Source organism: Pseudactinotalea sp. Z1739 (assembly GCF_049725055.1).
Lineage (GTDB): Bacteria > Actinomycetota > Actinomycetes > Actinomycetales > Beutenbergiaceae > CALKWS01.
Window position 1 is genome coordinate 220,481 of record NZ_JBMPQA010000006.1, and the last position, 25,887, is coordinate 246,367.

General features: G+C 66.6%; 20 protein-coding genes and 4 pseudogenes. 15 read left to right on the plus strand and 9 right to left on the minus strand.

Annotated elements, in window-relative coordinates; translation table 11 throughout:
* Window positions 1–109: 109 nt before the first annotated feature.
* Window positions 110–886: a cation diffusion facilitator family transporter gene (locus ACO0LV_RS10185; RefSeq protein WP_424787782.1), complete on the plus strand. Its 777-nt coding sequence runs from the start codon at window positions 110–112 to the stop codon at window positions 884–886.
* Between the two features lie 75 nt (window positions 887–961).
* Here ACO0LV_RS10185 and ACO0LV_RS10190 read toward each other — a convergent pair whose 3' ends face one another.
* Window positions 962–1,342 carry a DUF5655 domain-containing protein gene (locus tag ACO0LV_RS10190; protein ID WP_424787783.1) on the minus strand — a complete coding sequence of 127 codons (381 nt, stop codon included), beginning with the start codon at window positions 1,340–1,342 and terminating at the stop codon, window positions 962–964.
* Between the two features lie 102 nt (window positions 1,343–1,444).
* Window positions 1,445–3,052, minus strand: a complete 1,608-nt coding sequence (locus ACO0LV_RS10195) for a DUF262 domain-containing protein (RefSeq protein ID WP_424787806.1) — start codon at window positions 3,050–3,052, stop codon at window positions 1,445–1,447.
* 249 nt (window positions 3,053–3,301) lie between these two features.
* Between ACO0LV_RS10195 and ACO0LV_RS10200 the strand changes: the two genes are divergently transcribed.
* From ACO0LV_RS10200 to ACO0LV_RS10210, 3 genes are all read left to right on the plus strand, one after another.
* Window positions 3,302–3,772, plus strand: a complete 471-nt coding sequence (locus ACO0LV_RS10200) for a hemerythrin domain-containing protein (RefSeq protein WP_424787784.1) — start codon at window positions 3,302–3,304, stop codon at window positions 3,770–3,772.
* A gap of 67 nt (window positions 3,773–3,839) precedes the next feature.
* Window positions 3,840–4,085 (plus strand): FitA-like ribbon-helix-helix domain-containing protein, encoded by a 246-nt coding sequence (locus ACO0LV_RS10205; protein WP_424787785.1) that lies wholly within the window; start codon window positions 3,840–3,842, stop codon window positions 4,083–4,085.
* Complete coding sequence (locus ACO0LV_RS10210; protein WP_424787786.1) at window positions 4,082–4,519, plus strand: type II toxin-antitoxin system VapC family toxin; 438 nt, start codon at window positions 4,082–4,084, stop codon at window positions 4,517–4,519. The genes ACO0LV_RS10205 and ACO0LV_RS10210 overlap by 4 nt, the downstream gene beginning before the upstream one ends.
* Window positions 4,520–4,731: 212 nt before the next feature.
* On the opposite strand, the gene ACO0LV_RS10215 is transcribed toward ACO0LV_RS10210, so the two are convergent.
* The 5 genes from ACO0LV_RS10215 to ACO0LV_RS10235 form a co-directional block, all read right to left on the minus strand.
* Window positions 4,732–6,768 carry an FIMAH domain-containing protein gene (locus ACO0LV_RS10215; protein ID WP_424787787.1) on the minus strand — a complete coding sequence of 679 codons (2,037 nt, stop codon included), beginning with the start codon at window positions 6,766–6,768 and terminating at the stop codon, window positions 4,732–4,734.
* A 241-nt stretch (window positions 6,769–7,009) separates the two neighbouring features.
* On the minus strand, window positions 7,010–9,586 hold the full coding sequence (hrpB, locus tag ACO0LV_RS10220) for an ATP-dependent helicase HrpB (protein ID WP_424787788.1): 2,577 nt from the start codon (window positions 9,584–9,586) through the stop codon (window positions 7,010–7,012).
* 478 nt (window positions 9,587–10,064) lie between these two features.
* Entirely contained in the window at window positions 10,065–10,484 is a 420-nt protein-coding gene (locus ACO0LV_RS10225; RefSeq protein WP_424787789.1) for a GNAT family N-acetyltransferase, read from the minus strand.
* A 201-nt stretch (window positions 10,485–10,685) separates the two neighbouring features.
* Window positions 10,686–11,069 carry a type II toxin-antitoxin system VapC family toxin gene (locus ACO0LV_RS10230; protein ID WP_424787790.1) on the minus strand — a complete coding sequence of 128 codons (384 nt, stop codon included), beginning with the start codon at window positions 11,067–11,069 and terminating at the stop codon, window positions 10,686–10,688.
* The gene (locus tag ACO0LV_RS10235; RefSeq protein ID WP_424787791.1) at window positions 11,066–11,323 is read right to left on the minus strand and encodes a CopG family transcriptional regulator; all 258 of its coding nucleotides are present in this window, start codon (window positions 11,321–11,323) and stop codon (window positions 11,066–11,068) included. Before ACO0LV_RS10235 ends, ACO0LV_RS10230 begins: the two co-directional genes overlap by 4 nt.
* A 120-nt stretch (window positions 11,324–11,443) precedes the next feature.
* On the opposite strand from ACO0LV_RS10235, the gene ACO0LV_RS10240 reads away from it, so the two are divergent.
* The 3 genes and pseudogenes from ACO0LV_RS10240 (at window position 11,444) to ACO0LV_RS10250 (ending at window position 14,279) form a co-directional block, all read left to right on the plus strand.
* The gene (locus ACO0LV_RS10240) at window positions 11,444–13,207 is read left to right on the plus strand and encodes a hypothetical protein (protein WP_424787792.1); all 1,764 of its coding nucleotides are present in this window, start codon (window positions 11,444–11,446) and stop codon (window positions 13,205–13,207) included.
* Between the two features lie 258 nt (window positions 13,208–13,465).
* Window positions 13,466–13,612, plus strand: a pseudogene (locus ACO0LV_RS10245) (hypothetical protein); the annotation flags it as partial.
* 151 nt (window positions 13,613–13,763) lie between these two features.
* Window positions 13,764–14,279 carry a gamma carbonic anhydrase family protein gene (locus ACO0LV_RS10250; RefSeq protein ID WP_424787793.1) on the plus strand — a complete coding sequence of 172 codons (516 nt, stop codon included), beginning with the start codon at window positions 13,764–13,766 and terminating at the stop codon, window positions 14,277–14,279.
* A 139-nt stretch (window positions 14,280–14,418) separates the two neighbouring features.
* Here ACO0LV_RS10250 and ACO0LV_RS10255 read toward each other — a convergent pair whose 3' ends face one another.
* A complete protein-coding gene (locus tag ACO0LV_RS10255) occupies window positions 14,419–15,279 on the minus strand; it encodes a helix-turn-helix domain-containing protein (protein WP_424787794.1) in 861 nt (286 codons plus the stop codon).
* 309 nt (window positions 15,280–15,588) lie between these two features.
* Here ACO0LV_RS10255 and istA point away from each other — a divergent pair.
* The 4 genes and pseudogenes from istA (at window position 15,589) to ACO0LV_RS10275 (ending at window position 20,066) form a co-directional block, all read left to right on the plus strand.
* Window positions 15,589–17,160, plus strand: a pseudogene (gene istA / locus ACO0LV_RS10260) (IS21 family transposase).
* A 77-nt stretch (window positions 17,161–17,237) separates the two neighbouring features.
* Window positions 17,238–17,951 (plus strand): annotated as a pseudogene (gene istB, locus ACO0LV_RS10265) (IS21-like element helper ATPase IstB); the annotation flags it as partial.
* A gap of 119 nt (window positions 17,952–18,070) precedes the next feature.
* A complete protein-coding gene (locus ACO0LV_RS10270) occupies window positions 18,071–19,051 on the plus strand; it encodes an aldo/keto reductase (protein WP_424787795.1) in 981 nt (326 codons plus the stop codon).
* A gap of 28 nt (window positions 19,052–19,079) precedes the next feature.
* Complete coding sequence (locus tag ACO0LV_RS10275; protein WP_424787796.1) at window positions 19,080–20,066, plus strand: aldo/keto reductase; 987 nt, start codon at window positions 19,080–19,082, stop codon at window positions 20,064–20,066.
* 305 nt (window positions 20,067–20,371) lie between these two features.
* On the opposite strand, the gene ACO0LV_RS10280 is transcribed toward ACO0LV_RS10275, so the two are convergent.
* Complete coding sequence (locus ACO0LV_RS10280; protein ID WP_424787807.1) at window positions 20,372–20,917, minus strand: hypothetical protein; 546 nt, start codon at window positions 20,915–20,917, stop codon at window positions 20,372–20,374.
* On the opposite strand from ACO0LV_RS10280, the pseudogene ACO0LV_RS10285 reads away from it, so the two are divergent.
* The 4 genes and pseudogenes from ACO0LV_RS10285 to ACO0LV_RS10300 all read left to right on the plus strand — a co-directional run.
* A pseudogene (locus ACO0LV_RS10285) lies at window positions 20,906–21,208 on the plus strand (transposase); the annotation flags it as partial. The gene ACO0LV_RS10280 and the pseudogene ACO0LV_RS10285 sit on opposite strands and share 12 nt — an antisense overlap.
* A gap of 88 nt (window positions 21,209–21,296) precedes the next feature.
* Window positions 21,297–22,349, plus strand: coding sequence for a tyrosine-type recombinase/integrase (locus tag ACO0LV_RS10290; protein ID WP_424787797.1), 1,053 nt, complete (start codon window positions 21,297–21,299; stop codon window positions 22,347–22,349).
* Window positions 22,350–22,423: 74 nt separating this feature from the next.
* Entirely contained in the window at window positions 22,424–24,193 is a 1,770-nt protein-coding gene (locus tag ACO0LV_RS10295; RefSeq protein WP_424787798.1) for a tyrosine-type recombinase/integrase, read from the plus strand.
* A 437-nt stretch (window positions 24,194–24,630) separates the two neighbouring features.
* A partial coding sequence (locus ACO0LV_RS10300) for an IS110 family transposase (RefSeq protein WP_424787799.1) occupies window positions 24,631–25,887 on the plus strand: 1,257 nt, incomplete at its 3' end.

A 25,887-nucleotide genomic window follows, 5' to 3' on the forward strand; every position in this document is an offset into this window, starting at 1 on the left:
AAGGCGATGGTCACCGCGCTTGTCGCCAACCTGGGCATTGCGGTGACGAAAGTTTCTTGCTTGGATCCTCACCGGTTCCAGTTCGATGCTCGCCGAGGGTGTCCACTCGGTGGCCGACTCCAGCAATCAGGCGTTACTGCTCATCGGTGGGCGTCGCGCCCAGCGGCAGCCCTCCCCGACGCACCAGTTCGGTTACGGCCGAGTGCGGTACGTGTACGCCTTCGTCGTTTCGATCGTGCTGTTCACCCTCGGTGGCTGCTTCGCGCTGTATGAGGCCTGGCACAAGTGGTCCGATCCACACGGCACCGACGCGTGGCACTGGGTGCCCCCGCTCGTCTTGGGCCTGGCCATCGTCATGGAGGCCTTCGCGCTGCGCACCGCCGTCAAGGAAGCCAACCAGGTACGCGGCCGGCTGCCGTGGCTGCGCTACATCCGCAAGACCCGTCCCCCAGAGCTTCCGGTGATCCTCCTGGAGGACACCGGCGCGCTCGTCGGTCTGGTTTTCGCGATGGCTGGAGTCGGGCTGACCCTCCTCACCGGGGACGGCCGCTGGGACGCCGCCGGAACCGCGGCGATCGGGGTCCTGCTGGTGATCATCGCCGTCTTCCTCGCGATCGAGATGGCCTCCATGCTCATCGGGGAGTCAGCGGTCCCGGAACATCACCGCGCGATCGAGAAAGCGCTGGTTGGCGACGGGGTCGATTCGGTCATCCACATGCGTACCTTGGACCTGGGCCCCGACCAGATCCTCGTCGCCGCCAAGATCGCGGTCACCCGCACCGACACCGCCGCACAGATCGCCGGCGCGATCGACGCCGCCGAGGAGCGTGCCCGGGCGGCTGCGCCCCTGAAGATGTCGATCTACCTCGAACCCGACCTACGCTGAATCCGCTGCATGGGACCCCTGCCCCTAGTTACTCGACCAAGTCCCTGGCCGGCAAGTGCATGATGCTTGTGTGTTTCAGTCGCCACCCATCTGGAATTCGTAGGCCTGTCGGACCAGACCCATGACGTAGGTGAAGTCTGAGTCTTCGTACAGGCTGACTTCCGTGGGTCCGTTGCCCCAACGGCCCTTGCCGCTTACATCCTTAGCCAGTTTCCTTTCGTCGTTGAGCGCCTCGAGCGGGATGTTCAGGCTTAGCCGCAGACGTGCCTTCTGTGGCACGACATCAACGAAGTTGGTCTCCGCCTTGAACGCGACGTACAACTTCAGGAAGTGGCGGGTCACGCCCGAGTCCAGGGCGAGGGTCTCCTCGGTGAAACGTTCGAAGAGTTCACGGCGGCGCGGGGGCAATAGGTGTGGGTGGTCTTCGATCGTGAACGGGCAGTCGCTGCTAGTCACCCGGAAGTCCTGGATGACTTCATCATCAAGGTGTGGTCGGGCCCAAAGGGCGATGGCATCGCTCGCCAGCCGCTCGCCCCGCTTTTCGATTTCCTTGGCGGTTCAGCTCTCCAACTGGCCAAGACCTGCATTCAACTGCAGCGGGCTGTCACGGAACCCGCCCTTCATGTCGCGCTTTGTTGTGAACGGGTGGTCGGAGTACTCAGAGTTGTATCCGGTCAAGGTCAGGTTGCCTAAGGTGTGCAGGTACTTGCGCTGCAGGTCTTGCCAATCGTCGCCTAGTGCCTGACGCCACAGGGGTGAGAGGTTCTCGTTCTGCGGGAGGATGTGCTCGATCGTGTACTCCTCCACTGCGACTCGTTCCTTGCGCCCGTGGTTTTCCAACTTCCGGAACAGATAGGAGCGCCGCCGAAAGTTGTACAGGTCGGTTGTAGTCAGCGAGGTGCGGAACTCCTCGTCGGTGGGAAAGGCCCGGTAACTGCGCAGGCTGAGGAAGTGGGCTTTGACGCTGTCGACGTAGCGGTCCTTGCGCACTGCTGAGGCAAAGCCCGCGAAAGTCTTATTCAGTGAGTTGGTGGGTATGCGGCACACGGCCCTACGGAAGACGTAGGAGGTCACCATCTGAACGATTTCGTGCAGTTCATCTGTGTCGATGATGCCTAGTTCGTAGTCGGTGTAGGCCACTAGCAAGAAGGGATAGACCACGTCGGCGCGGATCTGGTCCAGGTCGCGGAAGGCCGGCTTGAGTTTGGGGTCCTGCTCCTTACCCAGGGCCATCGCGCAGAACCGGTGGGCGTACTCTCGCAGGTCGACCACGAGCGACTCGATAGGTTCGCCGGTCTGCGTGTGGGTGGCTGCGTAATCCTTGAAGGCCTCATAGATGTCGTCCAGCTTTGGGATATCTCCGGTTTTGACCGTCAAGTAATGGCGGACGAACTCATCGAACTTGCTATCGCTTGCCCCCACGAACTCAAGTTCCATCGGGCGCCAGTGAGCCGTGTAGATCATGCTCTGCTGCTTGGTGGGCAGGTCCATGAGCACGTAGTTGCGGATCAGGTCTGCCTGAGAGAGTTTCCGCCCGGTGGAGTTCATCGCCTCAAAGACAAGTTGGGGGTTGTCCACGCCCCTCTCAAGTTTGACGTCGACCACGATCAACTTGTCCAGCCCACGGCATACCTGGGCTAGGTCGAGGCGGGGGTCGGCAAACTTCGTTTGGAAGTACTTGTAGTTGTCCATGACGCGGGTGACCAGACCGTCCGCAGGCTTGACGCCCTGAAGGATCGCCCTCAGTGCGTCTCTGTCGCTCTGGGACAGGATCAACTTGAACTGCCGGTCCCCGTCCTCATCGTCGTTGAGCAGGTATCGGTTGCGGATCTTACGCGGGGAGAATCCGTCGTGCGGCTCCTGTTGGTCCGGTGGTAACTGAGATAGCCGCTCGACCAGAGCCGCGAGGATGAGGGTAACGGTGGTGATGCGCTGCTGACCGTCGATGATCAGGTCGGGCTCAGTCGAGGTGTTGGTCGCCTGATCCCGTGCGACGTAAACGATAGATCCGGTGAAGTGCGACCCGAGTTCAGGGTCTGACCCCGCCCGCAGGATGTCCGACCACAGTTGGTCGCACTCTGGCTCCAGCCACGAGTAAAGCCGCTGATATATCGGCACGATGAACTGAGTGCTCTTCTTTAGAAGGGTTAGTAGGTGCGAGTCCACTGCCTTCAAGCCAGGCTCCTTCATCAACCGTTGTGGAGCGGCCCTGCCGCGATGTCGTGCCGAGGGGCCGATCTCCGACGGGTTGGCCACGGCTCCGTTCAGGATAACCGGTCGACTACTCACCCTTCTCTAGACGGAGAGCTGTAGGCTGCTCACCAGCGTCGCGTGCTGGTGGCAGGCAGTGTCAGGCATGGAGGCGTGGGACACGAAGGAGTACGACGATGATCACGTCATGCCCTTCGTCCTCACGTGACTGAGGGCGAGAAGACCAGGCTGGTGGCCTGGAGTCGAGAGTTGCGTGCCGTGCATGAGCGGTTGCGTGAGGCGCTGCGAGTCACGCGCGAGGCGGTGGACGCCGGAGGCGACGGCGATTCGGCGACGCGTGACCTGTTGCTGTTCTGCCACGGGTTCTGCACCGCGTTGGCCGGGCACCACGAGGGTGAGGACCGGGAGTTGTTTCCCGCGATCGCGGCAGCGCATCCCGAACTGCGGCCGACCCTGCAACGCCTGGAGCAGGACCACTCGATGATCGCCCACCTGCTCTCGGGGTTGCAGGAAGCGGTGTCGAGAGCGGCCTCCCCGGTCGAGTTGGATCGTCACCTCGAGGGGATCGCGGCGATCATGGAGAGCCACTTCCGCTATGAGGAGCGCCAACTCCTCCACCTGCTGGAGACCCTCGCACTGGACGCAGACCCACGCCGGACCCTCGGACCGCTGTAGTTCCGCCGACCGGCGAACTCCGCGTCACGTTCGATCCGGACGCGTGTTGCAGTGATATCATTGCAACATGGCCGCGATCACCATCCGTCAACTGCCCGAGGAAGCCAAACAGCGACTTCGGATGCGGGCGGCTGCCCACGGTCGCTCGATGGAGGCGGAGGCTCGGGGGATCCTCCTGGCTGCACTGGAATCCACCGGGAAAGCCGACCTGAACTGGGTCGAGCAGTTGGTCGCCGTCGGGTATGAGGTTGGCGGCGTGGATCTGCCCGTACCTGAGGACGAACCGGCGACGGCGGCCGACCTGCGGTCGTGATCATCCTCGACACCAACGTCGTCTCCGAACTCATGCGGGGGTCTGGTGCTTCTCCAGCAGTGCTGAACTGGGTGCGCGGTCTGGCCGAGCAACCCGTGACCACGGTGGTCACGCGCGCCGAGATCCTCGCTGGCGTCGCGCTGCTGCCCGCCGGACAGCGGCGCGACCGGCTTGAGTCGGTGGCGACGGCCGCATTCGACACCCTCGGCGCCTGTTTGCCGTTAGTGCCCGGGTGCGCGGCGCAGTACGCCGACATCGTGGCGACCAGACGCAGCATCGGGCGCCCGATCGGGGCGATGGATGCACTCATCGCAGCCATCGCACGCTTCAGCGGAAGCGCCCTGGCGACCCGGGACACCGAGGACTTCGAGCACCTCGGGCTGGACCTGGTCGACCCCTATCGCGGCGATCATGGAGATCCACTTCCGTTATGAGGAGCCCCAACCTCCACCTGCCGGACACGCTCGCACTGGACGCAGACCCACGCCGGGTGCTGGGGCCACTGTAACTTTCGCCGACCGCCGACCGCCGACCGCCGACCGCTAACCGCCGACCGCCGACCGCCGACCGCTAACCGCCGACCGCCAACCGCCGACCGCAGACCGCAGACCGCCGACCGGCGAATCGGAGGGTCGTTCAGACGTCGTCAGATGAGGTCAAGCACGCTCATCGCCTGGGCCCGAAGGTCCTCCGCGGCTTGTTCGGTGAGGGTGTCGGGACGCTTCGGATTGTCCAGGTGCCGCACGAACCGCTCCATGGCGACCCTCGCCGGGTTGGTGCGGTCGCCCTCCAGGTGCTGTTCAGCCTGGCGCAGGGCGTTCTCCAGCTGGTTCGCGATCGGACCAGCGACATCGCCGGCGTCGACGTACTCCTGCAACGCGGTGGCGAGGTCAACGACCGCGTCCACGGCGTCCCGTTCCTCTGGTTCCACGGTGCCGTCAGCGCCGATCGCCAATGACACCTCGTCGTCGTAGATCCGCCGTTCGGTGCCGAGTACGTCGAGGTCGTCATCGAGCAGCGGGAAGGAGTACACCGGTGTCATGGTCATCGTCGCCCCGCCGTCAGCGGCGCGTTCGATGTTGATCTCCAGGTGGCCGTAGTGCTTGCCGCCGTCGACCAGCGTCTCCCCGTCCCAGATCTCGGCTTCGAACTGGTCCGCGGACCACACCCGGTAGGGGTTGTATTCCAGGATCGGTTCGGACAGCAGATTGCCGTTGGCCCTGCGCTCGCCGCGCAGGCCGTCCCCGGCCACGCCGACGTCGTAGTAGTTGACGGCATTGCCGTCACCGTTGAGGTCGACCAGTGAGCGCTCGAACATCTCCGAGTGCCCTGACAACACGGCCGCCACCCCGTACTGCTCGAACATCTCCGCGTAGATGCGCATCGGGGTCCCGCCCTGACCCGAGGTGTCCTCGTGGTTCATCGGAAGCCCGTGCTCCCCGGAGGAGAAGGGCGCGTGGTGGAACTGCACCACGATGATCTGCCCCTGCTCGCGGGCGTCCGCCAACTGATCCTCGGCCCAGTTCCACTGAACGCTGCCCTCGTTGTAGGGCGAGAGGTTGTCACCGCCGGCAGCAACGTATTCCGTACTGGTGTAACTCGACTGGGTGTCCGGGCCGGGACCGTCGTACTCGGTGCCGGAGAGCTTGTCCTCTTCGGCGTAATTGTCGGGGTGATCGTCCGGGATGCCCTTGGTGGAGTCCAGTGTGATCACGGTGAGCGGACCATAGTCGAGACGGTGGTAGTTGCCCTGGTGCTCGGGCGTGCCGTTCGGGAACGGGGTGAAATAGGAGTGGAAGGAGTCCCGGCCGTTCATCACCGCCTCGATCTCATACCCACCATCGGAGGCTCCGAACGGTTCCCAGTTGCCCAGCGCAGTGACCACCGGCCGGCTGGAGGCCGGGTTGCCGACCTCTCCGGCCAGGTACCGGAACCACTCGTCCCAGGCGGGCTGGAAACCGCCCCCCTGGACCAGGTCACCGGCGAACAGCATCAAGTCCGGGTCGCGCTCGGTGACGATCTCCATGTTGTAGGCGAAGCCCTGATCCTCGGTCAGGGCGTACTGCAGGATCTCCTCACCCTGTTGTTCCGTGGTGCCGAAGCGTTCGGCCCACAGGCTGTCGGTGACCGAGGGGCGATCGCTTCCCTCGGCGATGGCACCCGGGACCCACTCGCGATGGGAGGTGCGGCCCGCCGGATCGGTCTCGGAGTCCGCCATCGCGACGAGCCTGATGTTCTCCCAGTCATCGGATGTGGGCGCGGTCGTGAAGGTGTTCGTGATCTCCGAGGTCCCTTGGCGCACCGTGTAGGTGTAGGTGGTGTCCGGCTCCAAGTCGCTCAGTTGGACCTGATGGCGGTAGTTGCGGCCCTCGCGGAACCAGTCACCCCACTCGGGGTGATCGATGGCCTGCTGCCGGTTGTTGTCCGTCCAGTCCAGTGCCTCCTGAACCTCCGGGTCCGACTCGATGGGGTCCTGGCCCTCCAGCTGCACCTCGCCCGGCTCGTCATCCCAGGACATCCAGGTGATGAGCATCCCGTCGGTGGCCGGGTTCTGCAGGTATGGCTGAACACGGAAGTCCTCGTCATCGGCGACCGCGGGCGATGCGGTGAAGCCGGCCAGTGCCAGGGCAGCGGCAGCGGCGACGCTACTGGTGCGGGTCAGACGCGAGCGAGAGCGAGCCATGATCGAACCACATCCTCGGTGTATGGGGGTTGGGACCGGCCGCGGACGCCACCGCCGAGGCGCCGGAAACTCGCGTCGTCAGACCCGACGGGTCTCGAGGAGATTTCAGCAACGGCTTCAGTGACATCACGGACGGAGCGCTCCTTTGCTTCGCCCGACAAACTAGCGAGGGTAATTCACCACCGTCAACCAACCCTATGAGGAAACTTCGTGACGAGATGAGGAGGTTCGCCCGGACGGTTCACGCGTCGCGAGCGCGCCGGGAGGCGCGCTTGGTCCGCGTGGTGGGCGTCGCCGTCGTCGGGTCCTCCGGCCAGGGATGCTTCGGATAGCGGCCACGCAGTTCCGCGCGCACCTGCGGGTAGCCGGAGGCCCAGAACGTGGCCAGATCGGCGGTGACGGCGGCCGGTCGGGAAGCCGGCGAGAGCAGTTCCAACACCAGCGGCACCCGGCCCCCGGCCAGCCGCGGCGCCTGGTCCCACCCGAACACCTCCTGTATCCGTACCGGCAGCACCGGGCGCTGCGGGTCGGTGTAGTCCACCGCGATCTTCGACCCGCTGGGCACCTCGATGCGTTCGGGTGCGAGGCGGTCCAACTCACCGGCCTGGGGCCAGGGAAGCAGGCGCCTCAGTGCGGCGGTGGTGTCGATGCGGCGCAGGTCCGCCGTGGTCCGCACCCGGGCCAGGTCCGGGCCGAGCCACTCCTCGACGGCGTCCAGGAGTGCCTCATCGGAGACGTCCGGCCAGGGCGCGCCGAGTGCCGCGTGCAGGAACAACAGCCGACGACGTAACCTGGCCGCCGCTGCCGGCCAGCCGATGAGGTCCAAGCCCTGCGCCTGCAGACCCTCGCGTACCGCCCGGGCGAGCAGACCGGGATCGGGATCGACCAGACGCTGGCTGGACAGTTCGATCGCGCCCAGCTTCAGCACCTGCCGGGCGCGGATGCGACCCTCGTGCCACGCCACCTCGCGTTCCTCCGACAATGCGTGACCGGCAGCCTCCAGCGCGGTGGCCTCATCGATCGGGGCGGCCGCGCGGATGATGGCATCGGATTGCCCGGGGGAGCGGGCGGCGTCTGCGACCGCCAGCCACGAACTGCCGGCCAGGGCACTGCCCGGCGCCAGGCGCGCGCCGGTGCCGCCGACCATCAAGTAGGTGGACCCGCCCGGCCGCAACCGGGCGATGCGGCCGGGGTGGGCCAGGGCGGTGACCGTGCCGACGGCGAGGTCCAGTTTCGTGCCGCCGGCGCCCGGCTGGCGTCCGTGCGGTTCTTCGGCGGATTCAGTGGAGCGCCCCTCGCTGCCGGGAAGTGCGGCGTGCAGCCGGCGACGTTGCTGCTCCCACGAACCCGTGGCCGGCCCGCCACGGCGCAGTTGTCGGAGCAGTGCGGTGAGGTCACCGCCGGGGGCCGGGGTGTCCTGGTCCAGCATGGCCACGGTCTCGGCGGCGAGGTTCGCGCCGACCTCACCGGCACCATCCAGCAGCGCCCGGCCCAGCCGCGGGTCCACACCGACGCCGGCGATCGCCCGCCCGCGAGCAGTGATCATCCCGGCCGCATCGATCGCACCCAGTTCCACCAGGGCGGCCTCGGCAGCCTGGACGCTGCTGGCTGGGGGCTCATCCAGCAGGTTCAGGCCCTCACCGCGCGGGGTGCCCCACCGGGCCAGTTCGAGCATCGCGGAGGTGAGGTCGGCGGTGTGGATCTGCGGTGCGGGGTGGGCCTGCAGGCGGGCGTGATCAGCCTGGGACCAGCACCGGTACACCTGGCCCGGGCCCTCCCGGCCGGCCCGCCCGGCACGTTGCTCGGCGGCGGCTTGACTGACGCTGCGGGTGACCAGGCCGGCCAGACCGCGGTTGTGATCGGTGCGCGGCACCCGGGCCAGCCCGGCGTCGACGACGATCCGCACTCCCGGCACGGTGAGCGAGGACTCGGCGACGGCACTGGAGACGACCACCCGCCGTCGTCGGCCCTCCCGTAGGGCGCGGTCCTGCTCGGCCGGCGGCAGGCGCCCATGCAGGGCCAGCACGTCAGTACCTGCCGGCAGCGCACCGGCGCTACGCAACCGGCGTACGACGTCGTCGATCTCCCGGGCGCCGGGCAGGAAGACCAGTGCATCGCCGTCATGGGCCCGCATGGCCTCGGCGGTGGTGGTGGCGACGTGGTCGAGGAAGGCCGGGGTGGTGCCGCGCTGGTCGAGGCGGGCGGCGGTGGCCGGCGGCGGGCGCCAGTTGGTCGTGACCGGGTGCAGCCGGCCCGGCACGGTCACCACCGGTGTGGCCTGGCCCAGCACGGCCGCGACCCGCTCGGCCTCGATCGTGGCCGACATCGCCACCACCGTGAGGTCCTCGCGCAACGCCGAGCGCACGTCCACGAGCAGGGCCAGCAGCAGGTCGGTGTCCAGGTGGCGCTCGTGCACCTCATCGAGGACGACGGCGCCGACGCCGGGCAGTTCGGGGTCGGCCTGCAGCCGGCGCAGCAGCAGCCCGGCGGTGACCACCTCCACCCGGGTGCCGGGGGAGACGCGGCGCTCACCCCGGACGCTGAAGCCCACCTCGCTGCCCAGGGGACGTCCGATCAGGTGGGACAGCCGGGCCGCCGCGGCCCGTGCCGCGATCCGGCGAGGCTGGGTGACGATGATCCTGCCGGTGTGCTGAGTGGCTAGCGCCGGGGGGACCAGGGTGGTCTTGCCGGAGCCGGGCGGAGACTGCAGCACCGCGGCGCCGCCGGCCTCGAGCGCCTGGTCCAGTTGCGCCAAGCCGTGGCGCACCGGCAGATCCGGCGGGTCGGCGAGTAGCGCGGCGAAGGGGTCAGCGGACACCTGGCCAGTGTGCCGCACGGCGCCACCGATGAACTGATCGTCGAGTTCGCCAGCCAGCCCAGGTGTCGGGCATCTCGTGGGGTGGGCGCACTACCCGCTTAGATCTCGATATCGAACACGGGGAAGTCGGGCAGCCGTTCCTCCAGGAGGCTGTCAGCAAGGCGAGGGAGGTATGTGGCGGTCGGTTCAGTCACAGTAAACCTCGCGTTGGCGAATGTTCTTTGATGTGTGTTCTACGCATCGACGGATGCTCGTTCTACACACCGAGGAGTACCCGATTTACACGGGTAGCAGTGCCCGATCTATGCAGTGGGAGCAGCCGCGCACCCTCAGCACAGTTGGCCCGGAGGATCGTCTGGGCCGTGCCGACATCACAGTGTTATCCGAGGTGGGCAGGGTGCTGCGGCTACTGCCGCGGCCGCGATGAGCTCGCAGAACTCGGTGAGCATCCCGGCTGCCTGTGGCTGCTGACACTCCATCAGCGGAGGCGGACGAAAGCCCGTAGTTCAGGGTTCATGTCGTGAACCTCGGTGAACCCGAGCGATTCGTAAAAGGCGCGCTGGTAATCCTCCGTGTCGGTGATGAGCACCTGCTGACGCATTGAGCCGTAAGGATCGAGAAGTGCGGTGATGAGTTGCGTTCCCACACCTGAGCGCTGAGTGTCGGGCCGCACCAGCACGTCTTGGACATAGACGATGGTTACTCCGTCGGAGATTGAACGGGCGAGGCCGACCAGGCGCGTGTCGTCGCGGGCAGTGACTATGCGGTGGGACCCACCAAGGGCACGCATGAGCGAAGTTCTGTCTTGCGTGTAGGCAGTCCATCCGACGGAGTCGTAGAGCCTGACCACTTCGTCTTCTTTCAGGAAGTCCGGGGCTTCGGCTGCAATCTGGAGCACCCGGCCAACGGTATCGGTTACCCGGCGTGGCGTCGTAAGATGCACGCTCCATGACCGGCCGGGCGTGTTCGAGTTGGACGAGCGTCTCGAGGGCCTTGATGCACGCGTCGGTCCGTATACCTGAGCAGATGCCGAACAGAGCCGCAACCGTTGCCTGGCCGGTCGGCAGCAGGGGCACCTGACATCGGTCGTGCGGCGAGATCACCGCACAGCGAATGGTGGCCGCAACTCCTGGAACATCGGGAAGTGCCGGACGTTGAGCGTGGCGATCTCGGCTCCGGCATGGGCAGCCGTGGCCGCGATCAGGTAATCCGGCAGCCCGATGCCGGTATGGCTGCGCCGGTACTGGCGCACGAACTCACCGGCCGTGCGCGAGATGGGCTCGGTGACCGGAACGGACTGCATGATCGACAGGAGGTTCCAGACCTCGCGTCGCTCGGCTGAACGCATGCCCCCGGTGAGTTCGGCGATCGTGACCGCGCTCACCGCCAGCGGGCTCGTCGCATGGGCCTGATGTAGCCACGTTCGCGCAGTTGGGATGCCGCGCAGATGTGCGATGAGCACGTCGGTGTCGACCAGGATCACGGGGAGGCCTGCCAGATCCGGTTCAGGTGCTCCTCGCGATCGCCGCTCTCCCGCACCGGTGCCTCGAGATCGGCCAGCACGCCGAAGGACAGGTCGATCGCCGTCCGAGCGACCGCGTCGTTCTCGGTGGGTCCGTCCAGAGCCTGGTCAAGAAGACGCCGGATCAACTCAGCGCGGGAGATGCCCTCCTGTGCGGCGCGGTGATCCAGCCTTTCGGTCTGGCGTTCTTCCAGGTAAATGTTGGTCCGCCGCATACACCAGATCATACATCCTCGGGCTGAGGTGCGGTGTTGAGCATGGACGCAGCCATCGGCACACGCGGCACCAAGTGACTCTGCTGTCCCGGCCGTGAGCATGGCCGTTACCCTGGGGCGATGCCGAAGAAGAAGCGCCGCAAGGGTCACCAGCGCCGCCCGCAGCAACGCCATCTGACGTCGGTCGGCACGGGGCCCGCAGTGGCAGAGACCCCCGAACACCTTGGCCTGTTCCAGGGGCTTCGCCAGGCGCTTCGCAGCGATCAGCCGCTGGACCTGCTTGGCGCCGTGAGCAGCCTGATGGCAGCCACCATGCCCCACGACCCGTTCGCCGAGTCCCCGGTGGGCCTGGAGGAACTGGTCGAGACCTTCATCGGCACACCCTATGCGGAGACGACCGCCGCGCTGACGGTCATCCAGGCGCTGACCGACGACGATCTGCTCGCCGGGCGGATCGGGCGTGAGCTGGCCAGGCGCCGTCATCCGATGCCTGGCTGGGTTACCGGCCTGGACCGGGCCAGCGCGCACGAGCAGGTGTGGACGCTCAGCCACGTTCTCGGTGACGGTGACAACCACCTGATCGGCGCCACCTTGGCCACGGGACAGTCGATCACGGCAGTGGTGTACATCGACCACAACATGGGCACGGTGGTCAAGGATGCGTTCCTCGTGCCGGGGCCGATCGAGGAGGTGGTGGGGCACTTCTCCCGGAAGTTGCCACCGCAGAAATCGCCCGAGGGGCAGGACCAGTGGCTGGTCCGTGCCGACCCTGCGGATACGCGCGTGCGGGTCGAGCAGGCGATTGATCTCGGTGCTCGCACCATCCCGCCCCTGGAGACCGATACCTGGCCGATGTGTCGGCCCGTGGTGGAGTGGATCGCGCGGATGCTGCCCACTGGTGGCGCCGCGCCGGAGCGGAAGCAGTGGACGGATGCAGAGACCGAGGCGATCGCGCAGGACTTCTTCACCTCCGCCGTCGGGCGCTTCCTGGACGGACCCGACGAACGCGACCTGCTTCACAGCGTGCTGTGGTTCGGCACTGATTACGGCCCTGGGGATCCGTTGCGCTGGAGCCCCGTGGCCGTGGAGATCCTGCTCGCCGACTGGTTCCCCCGCAAGGTCATCGCCGAGGCCACCTTCCTGGCGAAACTGCCGGACCTGCTGCGCGCCTTCATCCGCTACGCTCACGAGCGAACCGGGACCCGCGGGGGCCTGACGCAGGAGGCCCTGGCCGCCGTCGGCAAGTGGGAGCCGCGGTACAACGAACTCATCCATGCCGATCAGCGCCCGGGTATTGCGGGTGAGTTGGCCGAGATCCTCCGGGTGAGCACCGAACCCGGCGTCGCAGAGGTCATCCTGGGGGACCTGGACCGGGAAGTCGGGGGGCGGGCTGCCCTGCTGGAGTTGGATCTTGACCCGCTGCCCGATGAGCCGATGGAGTGGGCGAGCATCCCGCATGACATCCACCCGGTGGTCCAGCAGGTGCTTGATGCCTGCGACCAGTGTGCCGACGAACTGCTCGACGTCGAGCATCGCACCGCGATGAGGCGCTTTCTGGCCCGGGTGGCGAGTGCCGATCCGGTGATCTTCCGGCGCAAGGCCTCCCCGGTCCGGGCTGCCGCGACGGTGGCCTGGGTGATCGGCAGAGCGAACGGAACCGTCGGGGACCGGGGGTCGGCGCTGTCGGTCGGAGAACTGCTGTCGTCCTTCGGTATCAAGGGCAGCGTGTCGCAGCGTGCCGAGCCGATGCTGCGGGCGATCGGGGTGGACGGTCGCGATCAGTATGGGGCGGTGCAGCTGGGTACGGCGGACCTACTCACGTCGCAGGCCCGGCAAGACATCGCGGAGATGCGCGACCGCTGGCTGGTCGAGACAGCGCAGTAGGCGGGGAGGTGTCGACCTCGGTCGACGTTCCTCGGCGACCCTTGCCGTCCCGGATCGCAGGCGGGCGTGGCCCGCTGGGCACTGGACCACTCGATGGACGCCGCGCGGAAGCGATTCAGGAGAGCCGCCGTCGGCTATCTTCCCGCCACCCTGGGCGGGCCCGGGGAAGTACCCGACGACTACCGCGGACTGGCCGAGCGAGAGGTGTGACGCTCCCGCGGTGAGTGCGACCCTCGCCGTCCTTTGCGGACGATGGCGATGCTGCTGACCTCCACTCTGCTGCCCGCAGACGAGGCGCATGCGGCTGGACTCGTGTACCGCGTAGTACGAGAGGATGAACTGGAGGACCATGTCACCGACACGGTGCGCCGAATCGTTGCGGGCGCGCCACTGACGTTGGCCGCCATCAAGGAGACCGAACGGTCGTATCGTGGCAGGAACAACTCCGGAGGCGCAGGACGTCATCGAGCAGGTCTACGGCAGTGCGGACTTCCGTGAGGGCCTCACAGCGTTCCTGGAGCGACGTAAACCCGAATGGAAAGGGCGGTGAAGCCAGATGGCAGCTATCGAGTTCGAAGGACGGGCCCCACAAGTCCACCACGACGCATGGGTGGCGGCTACCGCCACATTGATCGGCGAGGTTGTGCTTGCAGAGGCTGCCAGCGTGTTCTACGGCAGTGTGTTGCGGGCGGACGGTGCCCGGATCACCATCGGTGAGCGCAGCAACGTTCAGGACGGGTGCGTCATGCACGCTGACCCGGGCGTGCCGGTCACCGTGGGCACGAACGTCTCCGTCGGACACCGGGCCATCCTGCACGGCTGCACTGTGGAGGACGACAGCCTCATCGGGATGGGTGCGGTGGTGCTCAATGGCGCTCGGATCGGCCGAGGCACTCTGGTCGCGGCCGGAGCGGTGGTGCCCGAAGGCGCGCAGATTCCCCCTGGTTCACTCGTAGCAGGGGTACCGGCCAAGGTGCGACGCGAACTGGACGAAGCCCAGATTGAGGGTCTCCGGCAGAACGCCGCCACCTATGTCGACCTCGCTCGCCGGCATCGTGAGGCGAACATCTGACCCAGCGGTCCGCGCCGGCCGCACCGATGACGGCTATCGCGCTTGCGCGGGAGCAACCCGGGGCCGGCTCCGTAGGCCCCATCAGAAATTGGGGCCGATCCAAGTTCCTTCAGGACCCCGCCCCCCAACCCACTGTCGGTCAGCGGATCGAGCCGTGCCGGCTCGCGGTCCAGGTGGTCAGCAGCGCCAGTTGGTCTTCCGCGGCGGATTCTGGGTCGGCGGTGTAGGCGATCAGGACCAGGTCGTCGCCGGGAAGTTCGAGGGCGTTGCCGGTGAGTTCAATCTCGCCGACCACGCGGTTGCGCAGCCTTTTGCGGGCGGTGCGGTGGAGGCGGACGTTCTGCTGTGCCCAACGAGCGACGAAGTCATCACTGCGAGTAGTGAGTTCGCCGACCAGGTCACTCAAACGTCGGTTGCGGGGGTCACGGCCTGCTTGGATCCGGAGCGCACCGACGACTCCATCGGCGACGTCGTCCCATTCCACGTAGACGTCGTGCGCCCGTGGGTCCAGGAAGAGGAACCTGGCCAGGTTCAGTGGCAGCCGGTCATCGCCCAGGGCATCGCCGTACAGCGCTTGACACAGAGTGTTCGCAGCGAGGATGTCCATGGACTGGGATCGGACGTAGGCCGGTATACCGGTCAATCCAGTCAGGATCGAGGTGATGGCCGACCGGGCCTCGGTCTGCTTCGGTCGCCGAGTCCGGCTCGAGGGTGGTGTGGGTGCGGTGCGTGCGAGGTCGAGCAGGTGCTGGAATTCGGCGTCGTCGAGTCTCAGCGCCCTGGCAAGAGCGCTGAGGACAGAATCCGATGCCCCGGCGAGGTGGCCACGCTCGAGGCGGGCGTAGTAGTCGACGCTGACGCCGGCCAACAGTGCGACCTCTTCGCGTCGCAGACCTTTGACTCTGCGACGGCCGCCCAAGGACGGTAGGCCGACCTGTTCCGGAGTCAGCCGTGCGCGCCGGCTGGTCAGGAAATCCTGGATGTCCTGGCGGTGGTCCACGAGACGACGATACGGGTACCAGCGAGCCGTCACCCAGGACCTGGCAGTACACGGATTATCAGTCCCTGGTCTGCGCACATGCGGAATTGGTGTGATGGTCGGAAGCGGAGAGAAAGGTGCTAGCGGACATGCCAACCTCCCTGTAGCGAGAAACTCCGCCAGGGCGGACACGGACTTCCCTGCTGACGGACAGTTGATCTCCCTGTCCGTGGCCATGGGACCGGGCCCGTGTCGGTCCCGTCGTGGGCGTCCCTCCGGGGTTTGCTCGAGGTCTTCGACCACCTTGAGCAAGTTCCACCGGAGGGACGCATGAAGAAGTCTGACAGGGAGATCATGGAGATTCTCGAGGCGTATGACGCCACGGGCAGTGCGCATTCAGCGGCGCAGTTGGCCGGGGTGGATGCCAAGACGGTGCGCCGCTACGTCGCGGCGCGTGATGAGGGGCGTGCGGTGACGGGGCCGTCGCGGCGGACGCGGATGATCGACGGGCACCTGCCGAAGATCGAGGAGTGGGTCGAGCGCAGCCAGGGCAGGGTTCGCGCAGACGTCATCCACGAGCGTCTGGTCGCCGTGGGGTTCGCCGGCACCGAGCGCACCACCCGGCGGGCGGTGGCCGAGGTGAAGGCCGCCTGGCGCGCCGGGCACCGGCGCACCTATCGGCCGTGGATCACCGAGCCGGGCCTGTGGTTGCAGTTCGACTGGGGCGAAGGCCCCAGGGTGCCCGGCCCAGACGGGAAATTACGGCGCACGTTGCTGTTCTGCGCGTGGCTGGCTTGGTCGAGGTTCCGGGTGGTGATCCCGGTGTGGGACCAGACCCTACCGACGCTGATCGCATGCCTGGATGAGGCGCTGCGCCGGATCGGTGGGTGCCAACCTACGTGCTGACCGACAACGCCAAGACGGTCAGCATTGACCACGTCGCCGGAGTGGCGGTGCGTCACCCACAGATCGTGCAGGCAGGGCGGCACTACGGCACCCAGGTCCACACGTGTGTCCCCTTCGACCCCGAATCCAAAGGCGGCACGGAGTCCACTGTCCGGCTGGCGAAGGCCGACGTGGTCCCCACCGAGGCCAACCTCCGCGCCGAGTACGCCTCGTTCGCCGAGTTGGAGAGTGCGTGTGAGGAGTTTTGCACCAAGGTCAACAGCCGCGTCCACCGCGAGTCCGCGCGCATCCCTGCAGAGGCCCTGATCGGCGAGCGGGCCCGTCTGCACATGCTGCCGGCCGCCCCGCACACGCTGGCACTGGGTCAGACCCGCACGGTGAACACCGACCAGACGGTGCGTTACGGCTCGGTGCGCTACTCCACCCCACCCGGCCTGGTCGGGGCCGAGGTCTGGGCCAGGGTCGCCGGGACCGAACTGGTCCTCGGTGCCGACCTGGACGCCTTGCCCCGCCACCCCGAGTGGGCCGGCCAGCGTCGCGGACTGGTCGAGGTGGCTCGTCACCGGCTCTCAACGCCCGGAACTCCGAGGATCGACCTGGCCCACTACCCTGATCATCCCCAGGACCCCCATGGGGCACCGCGTCCGCCCCAGCCACGGGCCCGCAGCCAGGCCGAGCGCGACTTCCTGGCCCTGGGCGACGGGGCCCGCGACTGGCTGATCGCCGCCTCGGCCGCCGGCGCGGCGCGCATCCGAGCCAAGATGGCCGCCGCTGTCGAACTCGCTGCCCTGGTCGGCACCCCGACCGTCGAGGCCGCCCTCGCCGCTGCTGCGGACGCCAGCCGCTTCGGCGAGGAGGGACCTCACAGCGATTGTGGCCCACCAAGCCACCACAGCCCCCACCGGCGATCTCGTTCTCCTCGACGAGACGCACTCCGCCCAACCCGGCACCGCCACCTGGGCCGGCTTCACCACCAGCAAGGAGCACACCCGATGACCACCACCACGACGAGGCGCGCGATGCCGGCAGCGCCGCCGCTGCCCGAGGACCTGACCGCCGTCCTCAAGCGCATGCGCATGCCCTACCTGCGCGCCGCCGCGCCAGAGGTCCTGGCCACCGCCAAGGCCCAACGCTGGGACCCCACCGAAGTGCTACGCGTCCTGCTCGCCGAGGAGGCCCGCGGACGCGACGAGGCCACCCGGGCGATGCGCCGCAAGACCGCGGGCCTACCCGCCGGCAAGACCTTCAAGTCTTGGCGCGAGCACGACAGCAGCATCCCGGTCCCGACCCAGTCTGCCCTGGCCACCCTGGAGTGGGTCCACCGGGCCGAGAACCTCGCCATCACCGGACCCTCAGGCACCGGCAAGACCCACTTCGTCGAGGCCCTGGCCCACAAGGTCATCGACGCCGGCATGCGCGTCTCGTGGTTCACCCTCGAATCCCTCACCGCCGCTATCTCCCGCGCCGCGGTGGACGGCTCGGTCGCCAAGACCATCGCCCGCATCACCCGCGCCGAACTCATCGTCGTCGATGACATCGGCATGCTGCCCTCCGGGCAGGCCGCCGCCGAGGCCTTCTACCGCCTGGTGGATGCCACCTACGAACGCCGCAGCCTAGCGGTGACGAGCAACATCCACCCCGCAGGCTTCGACACCATCATGCCCAAAACCCTGGCCACCGCGGCCGTTGACCGCCTCCTGCACCACGCCCACGTCATCATCACCGAGGGCACCTCACTACGCCTAGCCGAGGCCACCGCCGGACGCGGGGTGGTCCCCTTGACCTGACGACCACAGGGAGATCAGCCGTCCACGGACAGGGAGATGAACTGTCCGCCCACGGGGAGATCACCCGTCCGCCCACGAGGAGGTCCCGCTGTCCCTTGACAAAAGGGAAGGCATTCACTATGGAACAGGTACGACTGGGTCGGTCAGGATTGAAAGTCAGTCGAATCGCACTGGGTTGTATGAGTTTCGGCGACCGCTCCCGGGTGCCGTGGGCGCTCGACGACGAGGCCGCCGAGCCGATCTTCCGGCAGGCGATCGAACTCGGCATCACGTTCTGGGATACCGCCAACATCTATGGCCTGGGCACGTCGGAGGAGATCGTTGGGCGGGCTTTGCAGAAGTACACCCGTCGGGACGACATCGTGCTGGCGACCAAGTTGTTCCAGCCGATGCATGAGGGCCCGGGCGGCGGTGGGTCATCCCGCCGCGCAGTGATGGAACAGGTGGACGCGTCCTTGCGCCGACTGGGCACCGACTACATCGACCTCTACCAGATCCATCGGTTCGACCCGGATACACCGATCGAGGAAACGATGGAGGCACTTCACGACGTCGTGAAGGCGGGTAAGGTCCGCTACCTCGGCGCCTCGTCCATGTGGGCATGGCAGTTCGCGACCATGCAGCACACCGCCGACCTCGGCGGCTGGACCCGGTTCGTCACTATGCAGGATCAGTACAGCCTCCTGCACCGGGAGGAAGAGCGCGAGATGTTCGCCCTGCTTGCACACCAGGGGGCCGGCTCGCTGCCGTGGAGTCCGCTGGCGGCAGGCCGTCTGGCACGCCCGTGGGGTCAGACCGGCACGGAACGCTCAGCGACCAACCCTGACGTCGACGGATATGGCCGCCCGCTGTTCCTGGACAGTGATCGCGCCATCGTCGATGCAGTCCAAAACATCGCCCGCGACCGCGGGGTTCCCATGGCCCAGGTCGCGTTGGCCTGGGTTCTGAAGAACCCGGTCGTCACCGCGCCGATCATCGGCTCCACCAAACCCGAGCACCTGCTCACGGCTGCTGCCGCGCTGGACCTCAGGCTCACCGACGACGAGGTGACCGCGTTGCAGGAGCACTATGCCCCGCGCCAGCCCACCTACTTCCGCTGAAAATCCCGTACATTCAAAGGAACAGATCATGATGACACGTACTCTTGGCGCCGGCGGTCCCGAGGTCTCAGCACTCGGTCTCGGTTGCATGGGACTGAGTCACGGCTTCGGCCCACCCGTGCCCGACGCTGACGGGATCGCGCTCATTCGCGACGCCGTCGATCGAGGCATCACCTTCTTCGACACGGCTCAGGTGTACGGGCCGTACATCAACGAGGAACTGGTCGGCAAAGCCCTTGCACCGGTCCGGGACCAGGTCGTGATCGCCACCAAGTTCGGCTTCGAGATCAATCCGGGCCGGCCGAACAGCCTCAACAGCCGCCCCGATCACATACGGAGGACCGTCGATGCATCCCTGCAGCGCCTTGGCGTCGATCACATCGACCTGCTCTATCAACACCGCGTCGACCCCGGCGTGGCGATGGAAGACGCCGCCGGCACGGTCAGAGATCTGATCGCTGCAGGTAAGGTCGGCGGCTTCGGGATGTCGGAGGCTGGTGTTGAAGCGATACGTCGAGCCCATGCCGTCCAGCCGGTCACAGCCCTGCAGAGTGAGTATTCGCTTTGGTGGCGCGAACCTGAAGCAGAGATCCTCCCCACCCTGGTTGAACTTGGCATCGCGTTCGTGCCGTTCAGCCCGCTCGGCAAGGGATTCCTCACCGGCACCGTGAGCCCTGGGATGGCATTCGAGCAATCGGATACTCGCAGCCAACTGCCCCGCTTCTCCGAACCAGAACGCAGCGACGATCGCCGGTTGGTCGAACTCATCACGTCGATCGGCTACCGTATCGAGGCATCCGCTGCCCAAATCGCACTCGCGTGGCTGCTGGCACGGCACGAATGGATCATTCCTATACCTGGCACCACCAATCGGCACCGTCTGGCCGAGAATGCCGCGGCGGTGGATGTTCGACTGTCCGCCGACGACCTCGCTGCGATCACCGCCGCCGCCGATCTCGTCGATACCACCAGGGATCGCTATCCGGCAGAGATGCAGGCCTGGGTCAATCGTTGACCGTCCCGTGGGCAACGTATAACCAGGCCACCGGCCGAGCCCCTGTCATGCGTCTGACATGTCCCGTCAACTTCTCAGGGCATCCAGCCCTCACTTTGCTGACCGGATGCACTGACCGCCGCACCGCTCGGCGTTCAACTCCTCGGTCGGCACGACGACGAGGACCATCTGTTGCGCCTGGACGAGAGGTACCAGACAACCAAGGGTCACCACCGTCGCCATCTGCCTAGTTGTTATGCCCAATCCCCCGTCCGGCGCGATGCGCCTGGGGTGCAAGTCGCGCGGGTAGGTGGTCTCGCCTTTGTTCAACTCCGGTGTGTTGTGTCCGACGACGTGGTCGTATCGCGGTTACTGGGCGAGTGGTCCCCGGCCTCAGCGTGACCTGTTGCCTGCAGGCCGCCTGTTTCGCGTGTGGTTGACACCCACGATGCCAGCAATGTGAGGGCGTCTGCTGACGTCGACCCCGGCGCAGCGGTGTACACGCTCAACTGCAACCCTTGGTCAGCGAGCAGGTGAAGCGCCTCGTAATCCAACTCGAGCCGACCGACTCCGGGGTGATGAAAAACTTTCGTTCCGGTGCGGTGGTATCGCACGTCACGGGATGCCCACATCCGCCGGAAGTCCTCGCTGAGAGTGGACAATTCCCCGACGAGACCAGTGAGCGCTTCGTCATAAGGGTTGCGTCCGGTCTCGGCTTGGAGGATCGCCACTGCATCATGGGCAGATTTCTCCCATCGCCCATCCCGGAACTCAGATGCCGCTGCAACGTCCAGGAAATAGAACCGTGAACCGCACTGGGTTTGGTAGAGACTCCTGAGTTTGGGAACGAGGATGGTCTCATGCCACGACAGGGATCTGCTGGGAAGCCGACGACGCGTCGGTACAGCGAGGAAGAGAAGGCCGCTGCGGTGCGGATGGTGCGCGCCCTGCGCGCAGAGTTAGGGACATCGCAAGGGACGGTGAGGAGGGTCGCCGATCAACTCGGTTATGGGGTGGAGTCGGTGCGCAGTTGGGTCAAGCAGGCCGACATCGACGCCGGAGACGCGCCGGGGATCAGCACTGAGCGCAGCGCCCGGGAGAAGGCGCTGGAGCAGGAGAATCGTGAGTTGCGACGCGCGAACGAAATCCTGAAGCGGGCGGCTTGATATGTAGGTGATCAGCGCGTCGCGTCCAACTGTCGGCGTCCCGGGGTGGATGCTGGAGCCAGCACTGCCCGTCGAGGAGGTCGGGATGAGTGGTGAAGCGCAGACGCAGGGTCTGGTTGGTCCGGGTGTCGATGTGCCGAGCCTGGGCAATGAGCTGGTCGATGAGTACCTGCGGTTCACTGCCGCGCGGGTGCGCCCGAACACGCTGATCGCTCAGGTGTATGACCTGAAGGTCTTCTTCGCCGTGGTTGCCAAGGCACCTGGACAGGTGGGTGTAGATGATGTGCTGGGGTTCATCGAGTCCCAGCGTGCCCCGCGCCTGGGTGGCAACGTGGTCCGGCTGGCCGATGGGGAGAGGGGTCTGGCGGCCTCGACGATTAAGCGTCGGCTGGCCACGATCGCCTCCTTGTTTGACTATCTGGTGCTGCGCGGGCTCTGTGACCGCAACCCCGTGCCGCGTTCCATGGGCGCGCGTCACCGCGGTCACCGTGGGGTGCCGCTGGTGAGGGCGGCGAAGAAACTGCCGCGGGTGCTGTCGCCCGCCGAGGTCAACGCCCTGGTGGGGTCGCTGCGCACCGAGCGGGACCGGGCGATGATCGCGCTGATGGTCCACGGCGGCCTGCGTCGCTGTGAGGTGCTGGGTCTGCGGTTCGCCGATGTGCACATCGGTGACCAGCGGGTGTTCATCGCCGAGGGCAAGGGCGGCCATCAGCGCCTGGTCCCGATCGCCGATACGTTCTTCAGCGCACTTGGTGCCTATCTGCAGGTCGAGCGGCCCGCCGAGTCCGACAATGACCGCGTGTTCGTCGTGCTCAAGGGCCCGCGCCGTGGCCAGCCGCTGAGCGCGGCGGGGCTGGATCAGATCCTGGCCGGTGCCCGGCAGCGCGCCGGGCTGGCGCATGCCACTTGTCATGAGTTGCGCCATACCTGCTTCACCCGGCTGCGGGAGTCCGGGATGGCGCTGGAGGCGATCCAGGCCCAGGCCGGTCACGCCTCGATCGAGACCACCCGCATCTATCTGCACCTGTCCAACGACTGGCTGGCCGGGGAGTATCACAAGGCCATGGCCATCCTTGATGCCCTGCACGATGCTCCCGGCATCCCGATGAGGTGCGATGATGAGTCAAGCAGTGAGTGAAACCAGCGTCCATCAGTCGCCGTTGTTGGCGGGGCCCTCGCTGGCCGAGGTGGCCGGCGCCTACGTCGCCGTCGGTGCCACGCCTGCGGCACGCAAAGTGCCGGCGCCTGGGCGTCGCCGGGTTCATTGGCGCCTTCGGTGACCTGACCGGCTGGGCTGCCACTTCGACCACTGCCCGGCGTGAGGTCCGCACCGAGGTGATGTCCTTTGCCGCCTACGCGATCGTGCGCTGCCAGGTGCCGGTCGATGTCGACTTCGTGGTCGCCTCCGGCTGCCGCTGGGGCATCTACATCCGCGATGCCTATCCCGAGCAGGCCACCGAGTTCGATGAGCAAGCCGCCAGTCTCGGGTTCTGCAGCAAGGAGACGGGGCGGATGTGGTCCTACCTGGCCAAGATCTGCATCATCGCCGGCACCGCTCCGGGCGAACTGAGTCCCGGGCAGTACCAGCAAGCGCGCACTGCGCTGCATGATGGGATCGTGGAGGTGCGTGGCTACCGGCCCAAGTCGCTGTCCACGCCGCTGTTCGGCCTCGATGCTCTGATGTTCCACCGCGGTCAAGCCCCCGCACCCGACATCCGCCGCCGCTGGACCGGGCGCCCCGCCAATGAGGTCGAATGGAAGGACCTAGCCGCCCGCGGGCCACAACTGGTGGCCACCATGCGCCGCTACCTGGCCCAGTGCGCACTGAGCCTGCAGCCCTCCTCGGTCACCCTATTCGACACCACGCTGCGGCAGTTCGCCGCCCACCTGCTGGCCGCAGACCCACCGGTGAGTTGCGTGGCCGAGGTCGCCCGCGAGCACATCGAGAGTTTTAAGACCGTGTTGGCCACTCGGCCCGGCTACCGCGGCAAGATGCTGTCCAAGACAACCCGGGGCATGCGCCTGGGTCACCTGCACACCTTCTTCTCCCGGATCACCGAATGGAACTACTCCGACGTCCCAGCGCGGATCCCGGTCTATGTCACTGACCGGCCCCGCCTAGACAAACCCCTGCCGAAGTTCCTTGACGACGCCCAGGCCGTCGCTTTCATGAACGCCGCCCGCCAACTGCCCGACCCGCTGGACCGCCTCATCGTCACCGTCCTTGCCCGCACCGGGATGCGCCGCGGGGAACTCCTCGGGCTCACCGTCGATGCCGTGGTCCAGATCGGCACCGGCTACTGGCTCCGCACCCCGGTCGGCAAGATGCACACCGACCGCTACATCCCCCTGCACCCCCAACTCAAGGACCTGCTCGATGAGTGGATCACCACCCGCCCCCGCTGGCAGAGCAGTCCGCTGCTGCTCACCGAGCGCGGTCGGCCGATCCCACCTACTCGCGTCGACAAAGCCGTCCAGAAGGCCGCCAGCGCAGCGAGGCTGGGACACGTACATCCACATCAGTTGCGTCACACGCTGGCAACCCAGGCGATCAACCGCGGCATGTCCCTGGAGGCGATCGCCGCGCTCCTGGGCCACCGTGACCTATCGATGACAATGGTCTACGCCCGCATCGCCGACCGCACCGTCGCCGACGAATACTTCGCCGTCACCAAGAAAGTCGAATCCCTCTACGCCGCCAGTCAGCCCGCCGTCCTGCCCGCCGAAGCCGCCGGCCCCGCCATGCGCGTTCTGCGCGCCGAGGCCACCAAACGCCTGCTCGGCAACGGCTACTGCGCCCGCCCCCTAGAACTCGACTGCCGCTACGAAACGATCTGCGAATCCTGCACGATGTTCTTCACCACGATCGAGCACCGCCCCACCATCCAAGCCCAACGCAACGACGCCGACGCAAAGGGGCAAACCGGGCGCCGCGATGTCTACGACAACCTGCTCAAACGCCTCGACGACACACCCGCTTGACACCGATCACCCACATAACGCCAGTTTCTTCGGGTCAATGCCAAACTGATCCTGCCCGGCCGGGGTTCGCTCGTTTCTTCGGTGCCCCGGGCATCAAGGTGCTCGGTGGCTACTCTCCGATGTGCGGCCTCGGTCGGGTTCCTTGGCGTCAGCGGGTGCGTGGCTTGATAGGAGCCTGCGCTGATAATGGGAAGTGCCCGTGGACGCAGTGACCCACCTATTGACTGGCGGCCCATGAAGGGGGCCTGTCCTTCTCTTGATCTGTCCTGCGTCCACGGGCGTAGCCGTGGGCTTGGCCGGTTTCATGACCTCATAGGAGCCTGACCGGTCCCATGACCAGGTGGCCCTGCCATGGTACTGGTCCCATCAGCGTCTTGTCTGTATTGGCCAGGCCCACGATCTGACCGGCAGGATCGATTCATCAGGAGGCAACCTTCATGGCTTCACCACGTCATGCTCGCTTCGACCCCTTGGAGTTGGTCGGCGGGGTTGATACCCACGCCGACACCCACACTCTGGCCATCCTCACCGTCCAGGGTGGGACTGTGCTGACCCAGACATTTCGCGCCGATCGGCACGGATACGCCGATCTGATCGCCTGCCTGCAGAAGACAGGACAGGTTGCCGTGGTCGGTGTCGAAGGCACAAACTCCTATGGTGCCGGACTGACCAGAGCCCTAACCAGGGCCGGCTACTGGGTCAGGGAGGTGCTGCGTCCGGCTCGGCAGGTGCGGCGCATGGACGGCAAGTCCGATGCGATCGACGCGATCGAGGCCGCCCGCACCGTGATCGCCGGCCACGGCGTCTCCGAGGCGAAGGACACCACCACCGCCGCGGAGTCCCTGCGATTCCTGCTCACCGCTCGTTCCCAACTGATCAACACCCTCATCGCCCTGGGCAACAGCCTCACCTCCCTGCTGGTCACCGCCCCGGATGCGGTTCGGGACAACTACCGTGACCTGTCCCTGCCGAAGTTGGTCGGCAGGCTGGCAGCCAGCCGGCCCGGGGAGGATGTGGACAGCCCGCACACCGCGGCCATCTACGCCATGCGGCAACTGGCCAGGGCCTATCGTGACGCACAATCCCGGGCCAACCACCTCGAGCAACGGATGCACGAGGTGCTCAGCGCCCGCTACCCGCAGATGCTGGCCATCTACGGCGCTGGCCCCATCGTTGCCGCGCAACTGGTGGTCACCGCCGGCGGCAACCCACACCGGATTCGCAACGAGGCCGCCTTCGCCAACCTGTGCGGCGTAGCACCCATCCCAGCCTCCTCCGGACGCACCAACCGCCACCGCCTCAACCGCGGCGGCGACAGGCGCGGAAACAGCGCCCTGCACCGCATCACGCTGGTGCGCATGCAGCGCGACCCTCAAACGAAGGACTACGTCGCACGCAGGAGGCAACAGGGCAAGAACACCAGGGAGATCATGCGCTGCCTCAAACGCGCGATCGCCCGAGAGGTCTACCGGGCGCTGACGAGAGAACCCCAACCGGCAACACGAGCACACTTCAAAGCCCAGCGCAGGGACAAGGGCATGACCCTCACTCAGGTCGCGCGAGCCCTCCCGAGTTGCACATTTGCCTTAGTGTCCCGGTTTTTCGGTGATCTGGTTGATGATTTCGGCGGTTTCCGGGGGGATGTAAGCGGGGAGTTTGTGGGTCTGTCCGCCGGCGCGGATGAGCGCGGCGCG

Bases quoted from the DNA above. Each gene is read 5' to 3' on its own strand.
- ACO0LV_RS10205 (WP_424787785.1), top strand. From the start codon at position 3,840: ATGGCCGCGATCACCATCCGTCAACTGCCCGAGGAAGCCAAACAGCGA.
- ACO0LV_RS10250 (WP_424787793.1), top strand. From the start codon at position 13,764: ATGGCAGCTATCGAGTTCGAAGGACGGGCCCCACAAGTCCACCACGAC.
- ACO0LV_RS10235 (WP_424787791.1), bottom strand. From the start codon at position 11,323: ATGCGGCGGACCAACATTTACCTGGAAGAACGCCAGACCGAAAGGCTG.
- ACO0LV_RS10290 (WP_424787797.1), top strand. From the start codon at position 21,297: ATGAGTGGTGAAGCGCAGACGCAGGGTCTGGTTGGTCCGGGTGTCGAT.
- ACO0LV_RS10240 (WP_424787792.1), top strand. From the start codon at position 11,444: ATGCCGAAGAAGAAGCGCCGCAAGGGTCACCAGCGCCGCCCGCAGCAA.
- ACO0LV_RS10270 (WP_424787795.1), top strand. From the start codon at position 18,071: ATGGAACAGGTACGACTGGGTCGGTCAGGATTGAAAGTCAGTCGAATC.
- ACO0LV_RS10275 (WP_424787796.1), top strand. From the start codon at position 19,080: ATGATGACACGTACTCTTGGCGCCGGCGGTCCCGAGGTCTCAGCACTC.
- ACO0LV_RS10215 (WP_424787787.1), bottom strand. From the start codon at position 6,768: ATGGCTCGCTCTCGCTCGCGTCTGACCCGCACCAGTAGCGTCGCCGCT.